The 12,235-nt window shown below is 37.8% G+C and carries 9 protein-coding genes; 3 read left to right on the top strand and 6 right to left on the bottom strand.

What is annotated here, in order from left to right:
- Nucleotides 1–12: 12 nt before the first annotated feature.
- Both B3I52_RS08395 and B3I52_RS08390 read right to left on the bottom strand, forming a co-directional pair.
- Nucleotides 13–900 (bottom strand): carbohydrate kinase family protein, encoded by an 888-nt coding sequence (locus B3I52_RS08395; protein ID WP_293300321.1) that lies wholly within the window; start codon nucleotides 898–900, stop codon nucleotides 13–15.
- 13 nt (nucleotides 901–913) lie between these two features.
- The gene (locus B3I52_RS08390) at nucleotides 914–2,245 is read right to left on the bottom strand and encodes a sugar porter family MFS transporter (RefSeq protein WP_293300319.1); all 1,332 of its coding nucleotides are present in this window, start codon (nucleotides 2,243–2,245) and stop codon (nucleotides 914–916) included.
- A gap of 269 nt (nucleotides 2,246–2,514) precedes the next feature.
- Between B3I52_RS08390 and B3I52_RS08385 the strand changes: the two genes are divergently transcribed.
- The gene (locus B3I52_RS08385) at nucleotides 2,515–5,262 is read left to right on the top strand and encodes a substrate-binding domain-containing protein (RefSeq protein WP_293300317.1); all 2,748 of its coding nucleotides are present in this window, start codon (nucleotides 2,515–2,517) and stop codon (nucleotides 5,260–5,262) included.
- 97 nt (nucleotides 5,263–5,359) lie between these two features.
- Here B3I52_RS08385 and B3I52_RS08380 read toward each other — a convergent pair whose 3' ends face one another.
- On the bottom strand, nucleotides 5,360–6,217 hold the full coding sequence (locus B3I52_RS08380) for a transglutaminase-like domain-containing protein (protein ID WP_293300316.1): 858 nt from the start codon (nucleotides 6,215–6,217) through the stop codon (nucleotides 5,360–5,362).
- 88 nt (nucleotides 6,218–6,305) lie between these two features.
- Between B3I52_RS08380 and B3I52_RS08375 the strand changes: the two genes are divergently transcribed.
- Both B3I52_RS08375 and B3I52_RS08370 read left to right on the top strand, forming a co-directional pair.
- On the top strand, nucleotides 6,306–7,088 hold the full coding sequence (locus B3I52_RS08375) for an O-methyltransferase (protein ID WP_293300315.1): 783 nt from the start codon (nucleotides 6,306–6,308) through the stop codon (nucleotides 7,086–7,088).
- Nucleotides 7,088–7,750 (top strand): DUF1345 domain-containing protein, encoded by a 663-nt coding sequence (locus B3I52_RS08370; protein ID WP_293300314.1) that lies wholly within the window; start codon nucleotides 7,088–7,090, stop codon nucleotides 7,748–7,750. The genes B3I52_RS08375 and B3I52_RS08370 overlap by 1 nt, the downstream gene beginning before the upstream one ends.
- A 77-nt stretch (nucleotides 7,751–7,827) precedes the next feature.
- Here the strand turns inward: B3I52_RS08370 and B3I52_RS08365 are convergent, their stop codons facing one another.
- From B3I52_RS08365 to B3I52_RS08355, 3 genes are all read right to left on the bottom strand, one after another.
- Nucleotides 7,828–10,005 (bottom strand): penicillin acylase family protein, encoded by a 2,178-nt coding sequence (locus tag B3I52_RS08365; protein ID WP_293300313.1) that lies wholly within the window; start codon nucleotides 10,003–10,005, stop codon nucleotides 7,828–7,830.
- A 117-nt stretch (nucleotides 10,006–10,122) separates the two neighbouring features.
- Nucleotides 10,123–10,497 (bottom strand): four-helix bundle copper-binding protein, encoded by a 375-nt coding sequence (locus B3I52_RS08360; RefSeq protein WP_293300311.1) that lies wholly within the window; start codon nucleotides 10,495–10,497, stop codon nucleotides 10,123–10,125.
- Between the two features lie 83 nt (nucleotides 10,498–10,580).
- Nucleotides 10,581–11,714, bottom strand: a complete 1,134-nt coding sequence (locus B3I52_RS08355; RefSeq protein ID WP_293300310.1) for a BamA/TamA family outer membrane protein — start codon at nucleotides 11,712–11,714, stop codon at nucleotides 10,581–10,583.
- Nucleotides 11,715–12,235: the final 521 nt, after the last annotated feature.

Raw genomic sequence — 12,235 nt, 5'->3', positions numbered from 1 at the left:
GTTTATTTTGGTTTATACGTTCAGGATTTGATTAAAGGATGTTATTTCCGATTTTTGATAGGAAGGGCAAGCGCCTGGTTTAGTAGTAATAAATGCAGCAATTTTATTGGCATATTTAAAGCCGTCAAGAACAGATTCTCCATTTAGCTTCTTGGCTAAAAAGCCAGCTAAAAACGAATCGCCACTGCCCACGGTATCTATCACTTCAACAGAAAGCGATTCTTGGTTAATTTCTAAGTCGTTTCCATAATATGCACTGCCATTAGCGCCTTTGGTAAGTATAATTTCATCAATTTCGAAAAGCTCTTTTAATGCTTTCGCCCTGTCAGAATCATTTTTAAACGAAGTAAACCAAGTGCCCAAAACCTCAATTTCATTTTCATTTAGTTTAACCAAGTTTGCATGCTGTAACAGTTCTTTAATGCCTTCTTTTTGGTAAAAAGGGGCTCTTAAATTCACGTCAAACACCTTATACGGTGCAGCTTCTAAGGCCTTTAAAAGCGTAGTTCTACTAATGGGGTGCCTGCTAGATAAGCTACCATATATAAAGGCATCAGTTTGATTAATGAGCAACTCGTAATCGGCTCTCCATGCAATAAAATCCCAAGCTGTTGGATAGGTAATGGTGTACACCATTTCGTTATTATCTTTCAGCTCTCCAATTACTTCGCTGGTTTGTTGTTGTTGGTCTAGTTGTATTAAATCGGTAGGGATACCAATAGATGCAATAAAGTCTTTTAAATCTTTTCCAGCTATATCGTTTCCCACCCTGCTTAGCATAGCGCTATCAATTCCTAACTTTCTTAGATGATAGGCTACATTCATAGGCGCACCCCCTGCTAAACGACCATTAGGTAGGTTGTCCCATAAAATCTCCCCAAAACAAATTACTTTTTTCATCCGTATTAATTAATTAATGGCCCAATACAGTTACGTCAATTTGCTCTAATGATTTACCCTTGGTTTCTGGCATCATTTTCCATACGAAAATGAATTGTATAGCCATCATCACGGTAAAAAATGCGAAAGTAATACCTCCGCCCAGTTGTTCTGCTAAATAAGGAAATACAAAAGCAATAATAGCCGCCATAATCCAGTGGGTAAAGCTGCCCAAGGTTTGCCCTTTTGCCCTTACCTCATTAGGAAAAATTTCTGATATAAATACCCAGATTACCGCACCTTGAGAGAAAGCGAAGAACGCGATATACATCATTAAATAGATAGATATGGCAAATCCAGAGAGGTCATTTTGAAAAAATGTATTGGCTACTAAGCCAAGAGACAGCACCAAGCCTACGGTACCAACATACATTAAGGTCTTTCTGCCTACTCTATCAATAAAATTAATGGCAATTAAAGTGAAAGTGAAGTTTACTAAGCCAATACCAACCGAAGATAATAAAGAGGTATGTGCACCAAACCCAGCCATCTCAAATATCCGCGGAGCGTAATAGATAATAGCATTAATGCCTGATACCTGGTTAAACACTGCAAATAAAATGGCTAGCGTAATTGGAGCACTATATTTTTTCTGAAATAATGGATCACCACTTTTTGTGTCGTTAGCCCCTTTGCTCGATGCTACAATGCTATCGTATTCTTTTTGATAGTCTATTGGACTGATACGTTTTAAAATAGCTATTGCTTCTTCATTTCTATTTTTATTTAAGATTAACCAACGCGGACTTTCTGGTACTACGAATAAGAGTATATAAAATAAAATTGAAGGGAAAGCTTGAATGCCCAACATCCATCTCCAATTGTTTGCGCCATCGGTGCCAATTAAGTAATTGGATAAAAAGGCAATCAGAATTCCAAAAACGATATTGAATTGGAATAATCCAACCAGTTTTCCACGTGATTTTGCAGGGGCAATTTCAGAAATATAAATTGGAGCAGTAACCGACGAAATACCTACGCCTACACCGCCTAAAAACCTAAATACTAAAAACACAAACCAATCGGTGGCTAAAGCAGTTCCTAATGCCGAAAATAAATAGAGCGCAGCAATGATAAACAAGGTTTTCTTTCTGCCAAATTTATCAGAAGGATAAGCGCCCACTAAAGCGCCTACTACTGTTCCAATTAGCGCTATAGATACGGTTAAGCCATGCTCAAATACGCCAAGTGTCCAATATTCTTGAATTGCTTTTTCTGCTCCAGAAATTACGGCTGTATCGAAGCCAAATAAAAACCCACCAAGCGCTATAACTAACGACCAAGTGAATACAATGTTTTTTTGCATAAAAAATTTATAAATGATTAGAAAATGCAAATTAGCGCTAAAGGGAAAGTTCTTTGTTCGAAAAAAAATCAAAAACGTTCAATAAAACGATGTTTTGTTAACTAGCTTGTTTTTAGCGTCTTGTACTTTTTGTTATCGATTTTTTGTTGCTGTTTCTTTGAAAATGTAACACAAAGGTTTGGTTTTGTTTCATTTCTGATGTCAGCTAAAATGTTGCGGTTCGCGATAAAGAAATAATTTTGTAGCTTTTCCAAACATTCAAATAAACTATGCTTACTTCTTCAATTACACGTATTCTTGTTTTGTGCCTCCTAACGTGCAGCTTTTTGGGTTGTACCGAACTTCAGCCAACTAAGAGATTTAGAATTGGATTTTCGCAGTGTATAGGCGATGACCAATGGCGCATATCGATGCTAAAAGAAATAAAACGCGAATTGGCATTTCATGAAGATGTAACGTTTTTATATGAAGATGCAGGCGGTAACAGCGAGGTTCAAATCAGTCAAGTAAAAAGTTTGCTAGAGCAAAATATAGATTTACTCATTATCTCACCAAACGAAGCCAAACCATTAACAGCTATTGTTGAACAAGCCATGGATAGCGGAATACCAGTGATCGTTATCGACCGTAAAATAGCAACAAGAAATTTTACCGCTTACGTTGGCGCCAATAACTATCAAATAGGAGAGCTTACAGCAGATTATCTCGGAAGCCAATTTAAAAATCTAACAAAAGTTGTTGCAGTATTAGGTTTGGCGGGCTCATCACCAGCAATTGAGCGTCAACAAGGTTTCGAAGATGCCATTAAGAAATACGACCATATCCAGCTCACTCATCGTATTTATGGCGATTGGCTAAAAACTACTGCAAGTCAAGAGGTAGAAAATAACATAAAAGCCTTTGCAGCTGCCGATGTGGTTTTTGCCCACAATGACCAAATGGCATTAGGTGTTTACGAGGCATTAAAAAAGCATGGCTTGCATGCTAAATTAAAACTAATAGGTGTTGATGCTTTGGCTGGACAAGGTAATGGCCTAGACTTGGTCGAATCTAAAGTGCTAACTGCTTCATTATTGTACCCTACAGGCGGTAAGCAAGCAATTAATACCGCTATTGATATTTTAAAAGAAAAACCTTTTAAAAAAGACAATCTTTTAAAAACAACAGTAATAGATGCTAGCAATGTGCAAATCATGAAAATGCAGGAAGAACGTTTAGATCAGCAACAAAGCAATATAGAACGCCAACAAAATATGCTCGAAGAACAACATAAAGTGTATAGGGGGCAGCGTTTTACATTAAATATTTTGGTGGTAAGCTTGGTGTTGGCCGTAGTTTTTGGTGGTGTAAGTTTTTATTCTTTAAGCGAAAACTGGAAAAATAATAAAAAGTTAGAAGAGCAAAATTCAGAAATAATCGCAAATGAAAAACAACTTCGCGAAATGACCGCTAAAGCAGCAGACGCTACCGAAGCTAAAATACAGTTTTTTACCAATGTTTCGCATGAGTTCCGCACGCCTATTACCTTAATGCTACTGCCTATTGAAGAGTTATTAAAAGAGCGTAATTTAACCTTGCAAGCCAAAGAACGATTGCTGTTATTGCAACGAAGCGCACGCAGAATTTTAAAGATGGTTAATGAACTTATCGATTTCAAAAAGATCGGCGATGAAAAGCTACAAGTGCGGTTAGAAAATGTAGATATTATAGCGTTTGCAAAAGAAATTATTCAAGCTTTTGACAATGTGGCAAAGCAGAAGTTTATCGATTTACGCTTATTAACGCAAAAGCGTACTATTTTAGCAACGGTCGATCTGCAATTGTTCGACCGCGTACTGTTCAATCTCATTGGAAATGCCATAAAGTTTACACCTAAATATGGACATGTTTACGTTTCTATTGATGAAGCAGATAGCATCTTGTCTATTAAAATAGAAGATTCTGGTGTAGGGATGAGCGAAGAAGAATTAGCACAAGCATTCGAACCATTTTACCAAGGCAGAAATGTTGGTATTCAAGGCTCTGGTTTAGGTCTGTCGCTTTGTAGAGATATTATTCATCTGCATCAAGGTACCATCAGTTTAAAAAGTGAAAAAGGAAAAGGTGCCATTTGTCAAATAGAAGTGCCTGTATTAGCATTAGAAGATAAAAGTGTAGTAGAGGTTAAAAATTTGATAAACGAAGAAATTAGTAAGATTTATACCGATGGCGTAATAGAAAAGGCGCAGAGCTCACCAGTTAAACAACAGGGTATAGAACATGATAAAACCATCCTGGTGATAGAAGATAATGTAGATATGCGAAATTTCCTGCTCGAAACCTTGGCTGTACATTATAATGTTATTGGAGCAGCCAATGGATTAAAAGGAATGGAGTTTGCTGTAGAAAATGTGCCAGACTTAATTATTTCTGATGTACTAATGCCAGAAAAGGGCGGTGTAGAAACTACTATACAACTAAAGAACGACTTAAGAACTTCACACATCCCCGTAGTTTTACTAACAGCCAGAACTGCCGACGAACAAAAATTAGCTGGCTTAACCAGCTTGGCAGATGCCTACATGACTAAACCGTTTAATATGGACGTATTGCTGGCAACCATAGAAAGTATGCTTGCCAATAGAGAAATGCTTAAACAGAAGTTTACTAGCGATATTGCTGTAACGGCAAACAAAGAGTTGAGCAAGTTAGATAAGAAATTTATTAACGATCTTTCATCTATTGTAGAAGCAAATTTGGCTAACGAAAAACTATCGGTAGAAGATATTGCCAACGCAATGAATTTCTCTAGAGTACAATTGTACCGTAAGGCAAAGGTGCTGTTAGATTGCTCAATTGCAGAGTATATTTTAAATAGACGCTTACAAAAGGCAAAATTTTTACTGACCAACGAAAAAGATTTTTCAATTGCAGAAATAACCTTCCAAACCGGATTTACATCACCTAATTATTTTTCTACAGTTTTTAAATCTAAGTACGGCGTAACGCCAACCGAGTTTAAAAAGAAAGATGTGTAATGAACAACAATTTTAAAAACGACAGAATGTTTTATAGGCTAAGCTTAATTAATTCTGCTGTTTAGATAACTGGTTTAATTGCAATTTTAACCATCCCTTAATCTTGCAATATGTCCTGTAATTGTTTTAGTTCGTTAACTTTTTCGGTAGCACCCAAATTCTCATAAGCCGAAATCAAATTTCTAATAATACGGCGAGCAATTTCTGCATTGTTGCAAGGGGCATAAAAACCAGGCTGCGGCTCTAAATTAAGCTGGCGCAAAAACTGATCTACATCGTGTTTTCCGAAAATAGCACCTTTGTTAAACGCATTAATGTAGAACAAAACAGCATGCTCACGGTCGGAGTTGCCCTCATCTATATAACCTAAAATAAAATGTTGGGGCAAATTTACACCATACACCGGGATGTCCAGTTTTTGGGCAACGGTAGAATAGATAATTGCTAAAGAAATCTGATTGCCTTTCTTGCTTTCCAGTACCTGGTTTAAATAAGAGTTTTGCGGATCGTGATGATTTTTAGTATTGCCACTAAAGCCAAACTGATTATAAAAAACATGATTAATCAGTTTAATCTTTTCTATAGAGCTCATTTCGTATTGCAAGCCTACCCAAATTTCTCGCTTAATGTCTTCAATTTGGTTAATTATCACTTGCTCATCCAAATCAGGGAACTGGTAACGATTAATGATCAGTGCACCCTGCAACAAATCGAAAGCCCCACTTTGATACCACAAATTCAAATCTTGCTTAACGTTAGTAAATTGAATGGTGTGTACAATGTTCTCTATACGCTCTTGCAATAAAGTATCTAACGATTTCTCCCAAGCACTTTCTAAATGCGCAATGGCATCGTAGCCGTATTCTAGCAATTTTTCCTGTACGTGCAAAAATACCTCTTCATCTGGGTCGTCCAGTAATTTCACCAACGCGTCTATTTCACCAACATTATTCATTTCTGTCGTTATTTGTTAATCGTTGTTCATCTTCAGCTTTCTGCTCTTAGCTTTTCACTTTCTACTTTAAACTTTCTACTTTTATCAAATGGTTCTACAATTTTTTGCCGATTATCTTAAACATCAGTTCACCGCCAAAACCAGACACGGAACACATTCGCCATTCGTTTACAAGTTGGCAGATGAGGTAATTTACAATTTTTCTGCTAAAAACGACTATAAAGCAATAGAAGCGCAGCGAAAACAACTTTTAAATGACCAACGCCTTGTTACAGTAACCGATTTAGGTGCAGGTTCGCACCTCAATAAAAACAGGACGAAGAAAGTTGCTCAAATTGCCAAAAATGCACTTAAATCGCCACGTTTGGCACAACTTATCTATCGTTTGGCGGCCAATCACCAGCCTTCAAATATAATCGAGCTAGGCACTTGTTTGGGCATCACTTCGGCTTATTTGGCTAAAGCGCAGCCAAATGCTAATGTGTTAACCATAGAGGGCTGCCCCCAAACTGCCGAAGTGGCTTATCAAAACTTTCAAGAGCTTCAATTAGCAAATGTAGAGCTACAAGTAGGTAACTTTGACGACTTGCTGCCAAAAGCCATTGCAGACAGGAAACAGTTAGACTTTGTTTATATAGATGGCAACCATACCAAAGAAGCAACACTTAATTATTTTCATTGGTGTTTGCCAAAGACAACAGAAAATACTTTACTTATTTTTGATGATATTTACTGGAGCGAAGGCATGAAACAAGCTTGGGAGGAAATCAAAAACCATCCGCAAGTAAGCGTAACCATAGATTTGTTTTGGATTGGTTTGGTGTACTTCAAAAAAGGCCAAGCTAAAGAACATTTTAAGTTGAAATATTAATGGCTAACAAAACACTAAACAAGCTACACCAATTAAAGGCATTAACACATTTGTCTATTAGTTTTATTGCAGCGGTTTTAGGTTTTTGGTGTGCTAAGTATGTTGTTTTGGGGTTAATAGTGCAGTTAATGTTCGCATGGGTTATTTTCTGTGCGGTACAAATGGGTATCAGTTGGCTTACCTTTATAAACGCTTCTGTAAATCAAACAAAACAGCATGCCGCAATTGAAGATGGTGGCCGTCCTATCATGTTCTTAATAGTATTGTTATCTGCTTTTGGCGGTTTGTTAGCAGTTTTTGTTTTACTGGCCAAAACTAAATATGCTACCAATTGGCTAGAGGTAACCTTAAGCATGCTGGGCATGTTTTTAAGCTGGCTATTATTGCATACCATTTACACTTCGCGTTATGCACATTTATATTATGATGTAAAAAACGGAGAAATTAAAAAAGGATTGCAGTTCCCTAATGATGAAGAACCAAACTTTATCGATTTTGCTTATCACTCCCTGGTAATAGGCATGACTTTCCAAGTTTCCGACATTAATATCACCTCTAAAGAAATGCGAAGGCTTACATTAGCACACTCTTTAATTGCTTTTGTTTTCAATACCTGTATCGTCGCATTAACGATCAGTGCCGTGGCTGGGTTGCTTGGTTAAAAATATTTTATTGATTTTCAGTTTTATCTACTGGCGGGTGTCCTCACCCGCCATAACTTTGCAAGTTCTTCCAGGCTTTACAACTCCCCAGGCCTATACTTCTTCTCCATATTCTTCAATACGTCTTCCTTATAAAACAGCACATCTTTAAATTCGCCTTTGGCAAACATCTCGGCTTGGTCATTAAAATGTCTCGAATTTGGGTTGCCACTGTTGCCGCCTGCCAGTATCGATTTTGCTTTCACCTTTTCGCCAAACTCTACCGCACAAACAAAGCTATTGCCACTGTAGCCATAGCGTTTGTTGGTGTTAAATTGGTTGCTGCGGTACGATGGCAATTGCCCCCACAAGGCCGAGCCAAAAGCAACCGGAAAACTAGGAGCGCTATCATTATAGACTTCTTGAATTTCGCCAGTAGTGCGTTGAAAACGGTTTACTTCGCCCCAAGGCATTTGCCATTTGCCGAATCTTTTGTTAAGGTCGTTTATGGTGGTTTTTAATGGGTTTAGCAATTCTTCTGGCTTGGTAGTTTGGGCAAAGGCTATGGTTTTGGCAACTTGGTCTTTTTGTCCTTGCTCTATATAAACATTTTGGATGCCTCGGTTAACACGTGGTGCCCATTCTTGTGCTAACGTAGCCGCAACAGAACTCGTAGAAGTATGGTAATCCCATTGCTTCAGTTCAGCAATAGGGTCTTTCAGCGAAAGACGTAAAGCATCATTCGCAGGCAATTGATCGTACGCTTTCAGCAAAGCAGGGATCAGCACCTCAAAAGCTGGCAAGTAGGTGTCGTAACCTAAAGCAATTACATCATTTATATCGTATTTTTTAGGTTCATTTAATAGCCTAACGGCGTTTACACCTCTAAAATTTTCGCCATCTGGCGCCATATAAGGCGGATAATTTTCTTGTTTAGGGCTGTTGGCACCAGCAGCAGTAAAGGGAGTAGAGTTGCAGTTTTGTAGCCAACCATTTGTTGGGTTATAGATATGGATGCTTTCGCTCACCGGATGCAGGCCTTGCCATGCCGTAGCCGAGGTGCTGCCATCTACTACTTCGCCCCAGTTATATTTAGCGTCTCTTTTTGGGATAAAATTACCGTGCCAATAAGCAATGTTGCCCTTTGCATCGGCATATACGGTGTTGTTAGAAGCATTAGCCGTAATGTCCATCGCTTTTTTATAATCATCGAAACTTTTGGCCTTGGTGCGTACCCAACTCTGAACCAAACTTTGTGGGTTCTGGTTTTTATGTTTTAAACTAATCCACTTGCCATCTCTAGCAGCCATAATAGGGGCGTTATTTGTAAAATAGGTTTCAAAATTTTTAGTTTTCAATAAACCATTTTCTAGGTATTTAATTTCAATGTTTTTCTTCCCAATGGGATATAATTTTTTGTCATATTCGTAATAAGTTTTGTTGCCCTTTTTATTGATTTTCTCGGCATACATATCAGCTACGTCCACATTGTTAGAGGTGTGCATCCAGCCACAAAACTCATTAAAACCTTGATAGATGAAAAATTGTCCCCAAGTTACCGCTCCGTAGGTGTTTAAACCTTCCTCGCTTTGCATGTGTATCTCTGGTCTAAAGTAAAATGTAGTATGCGGATTAAGGTACAAAATGGCGTTTCCAGTTTTAGTAATTTTTGGTGCAAAAGCAAAGCCGTTTGAGCCGCTATGTTGATCCCTAATTAAAGGTATTGCGCTTGTTGGAGAATGGTCGTTGGTGTAGAATTTCTTCAGTTCTGCAATGGTTAAATTACCTGTGCTAATAGCGCCAATGCTGCCATCGGTCCATAAAAATGGATACCAAGGTTTAAATTTGGTAAGCAAGGCAGGTTTAACCTGTGGATTTTTATACAAGTAATAGTTAATGCCATCAGCATAAGCATTCAATATTTTCTTAAACCAAGGTTCGGCCTTTTTATAGTCGTTAATGGCTTGTGTGCTATCAATTAATAGCCTTAGCTGTAAATCATTGTATAAACTTTTTTCGCCTTGAATTTCGGCTAGCCTTCCTAGTTTTTCAATGTAATTAAGTTCAATACGCTTAAAATCATCTTCACACTGTGCATAAAGCATTCCAAATACAGCATCGGCATCGGTTTTGCCATAAACATGGGCAATGCCCCATTTATCTCTAATAATCTCTATTTGTTGGGCTTGTTTTTCTAGCGCTAAAATCTCTTTTTGGTTGAGATTTTGTGCGAATAATTGTAACGGCAGTAATAATACAACTAGTATTTTTTTCATAACGATTGGATAAGCTGTGGGCTAAGTTCTAAAAAAATATGAATTACACCAAAACTTTACGTCCAATGAAAAAATAATAGCCAATCGCTTTAGCCAAATAACGATATCTTGTAAGCTTTAAACAGTTGCCAGTTGTAGGTGTTCGTTGCAAGCTTCGCCACAAGCGTTACATGCCGCTGCACAAAGCGTACAATGCTCATGCTCATGACTGCCGCACTCTTCGGCACAGTGTCTGCATATTGTTTCGCAGAGCATTAACATGTTGTGCGCTACTTCGCTATTGCGCATTAACAGACGGGCAGTAAGTGCACAAATATCTGCGCAATCTCTGTCTAGGGCTATACATTTAGCCATAGGCGTTACCTCAGTTTCTTGTAAACAAGCTGTGGCGCATTGCTCACATGCTTGCATACATTTTAGCAATTTTTCAATAAGCATTTCGTGGAGGTGTAGGCTACTGCTGTGACTAACAGTTTGATGTTGATGTTCCATAATTCCAACTTTTAATTAAAAAAGGAGCGTACGGTTAAACAACATTTTAACTCAGCATAAAGTTTTGTAATTAGGGCTTATGATTAAAAAGCTTCGGCAAAACTGATATAAAAACCATTTTGACGCTTTTCATTTAGTCGTTTTTCACCCACGCCATAATCTAGGCGTATGCTTAAACCTTTTGCCGGGTCGAAGAAATAGCGGCCACCAATACCATAATTGGGTTTTAAATTTTTAAGTAATGGCGTTTCCTCATTCGCAAAAACTTTTCCGCCGCCGCCAAAAACAACCATGCCCAATCGTTCCATAAACCGGTACCTGATTTCTGCTTGCGCCGCTAAAAAATTCTCATCTCTATAACGGCCACCATAATAGCCTCGCATCATCTCGTCGTTACCCATTTGGGGCAGTAAATAAAAAGAAGTATGGCTGCTCTGCACCGTATGGTACAATCCCTGAACGCCCAAAACAACTTTTGGCGCTAACAACCAAAAATTACGAATATTCACTTTAATTTGACTGCCTACAAAATTATCGCCCTCAAATAATGCAGGGGCATATTGGTAGCTCACCCGCCCAAAAAAGCCTTTGGTAGGATAGTTGTTAGAGTTGCGGGTGTCGTAACTTTGAGATAGGCCAATAAAAAAAACAGCTCCTCCGTCTTTATCGGTAATGTTATTTGCGGTACTGTAAATACCGCCAATTTTTTGGTCTTTAAATTTATAGTGCTCAAAACCTAGCGAAACCCCACTGTAAATGTTTTTAACGAACGCTTTTTCTGCATCAAACTGAACTTTAATCATGCGTTGTACCAATTTATCTTCATCAACGTGCGAGGTGTTGTTGCCAATGCCGTAAAAGTTAAACGGCATATTTTTAAATTTTATTTCGCCAATAAAATGCAGTTTATTGTGTTTGGTCCATGAATCGCCACGTAAGGTAACGTTGTAGGTTTTTTTGGTAGAATAAGAAGCAGCCCCAAAAAAATTAGAACTTCTATTGGTCGTATCAGCCTTATCTACATAAAAGGAGTAAATACTGCCCAAGCCAAATTCGAAGCCAGTTTCTTGTGCATAGCCAAATACTGGAATTGGCATAAAACTCGCTTTACGCGTAGTGTCTTTTTCGTTAGAGAAAATTCGCTTAATAAATCCAATTTGTGCAAAGGATAAATGAGTTAAGCAAATGATTAAAACGGTAAGTGCTACTTTCTTCATTGGTTACAAAGTAAAAGAATATATGTTAAAGTAGGTAAGGTTAGAAGCTAATTTGTATTTAGGCATAAGCTGTGTGCAAAAGAATGGTTTAACACAAGCTAGGCTTTTATCTTGTAATGATAATTTAGTGCTGTTTGCCACGCTGTTGCCATTTATAGGCATTACATCTTCGCTAAATTGGGCGTTTTAGTACAGTAATACACATGGTGTGGGCTAGGTATAACAGGGTAACAGTACATTAAACGTGGACTTAAGGTAGAGTTGAGGTGGACTTAAGGTGGAGTTATAAAGAGCAGATATTGCCTTTACATCAAATGATTTTTACGACCATTTACCGTAAATACTAATTTAGTCAAAAGTCACAATATCAGGAAAAATATTTTAATGTGCTAGAGATTTAGATAAGGGAAGGCGAAGAGATTGTTCTCTGCGCTAGGGCAACGTTTGGCATCCTCGCCAAACGTTATTTGTAAAATATGTTATTTATATTCGTAGTGCATTATCCATAAAACAATAAATAG

Source organism: Pedobacter sp. UBA4863 (assembly GCF_002399615.1).
Lineage (GTDB): Bacteria > Bacteroidota > Bacteroidia > Sphingobacteriales > Sphingobacteriaceae > Pedobacter.
The sequence above is the reverse complement of the archived record's forward strand: the minus strand, read 5'-3'. Positions and strand labels throughout refer to the sequence as shown.

Bases quoted from the DNA above. Each gene is read 5' to 3' on its own strand.
- B3I52_RS08395 (WP_293300321.1), bottom strand. From the start codon at position 900: ATGAAAAAAGTAATTTGTTTTGGGGAGATTTTATGGGACAACCTACCT.
- B3I52_RS08390 (WP_293300319.1), bottom strand. From the start codon at position 2,245: ATGCAAAAAAACATTGTATTCACTTGGTCGTTAGTTATAGCGCTTGGT.
- B3I52_RS08385 (WP_293300317.1), top strand. From the start codon at position 2,515: ATGCTTACTTCTTCAATTACACGTATTCTTGTTTTGTGCCTCCTAACG.
- B3I52_RS08380 (WP_293300316.1), bottom strand. From the start codon at position 6,217: ATGAATAATGTTGGTGAAATAGACGCGTTGGTGAAATTACTGGACGAC.
- B3I52_RS08375 (WP_293300315.1), top strand. From the start codon at position 6,306: ATGGTTCTACAATTTTTTGCCGATTATCTTAAACATCAGTTCACCGCC.
- B3I52_RS08370 (WP_293300314.1), top strand. From the start codon at position 7,088: ATGGCTAACAAAACACTAAACAAGCTACACCAATTAAAGGCATTAACA.
- B3I52_RS08365 (WP_293300313.1), bottom strand. From the start codon at position 10,005: ATGAAAAAAATACTAGTTGTATTATTACTGCCGTTACAATTATTCGCA.
- B3I52_RS08360 (WP_293300311.1), bottom strand. From the start codon at position 10,497: ATGGAACATCAACATCAAACTGTTAGTCACAGCAGTAGCCTACACCTC.
- B3I52_RS08355 (WP_293300310.1), bottom strand. From the start codon at position 11,714: ATGAAGAAAGTAGCACTTACCGTTTTAATCATTTGCTTAACTCATTTA.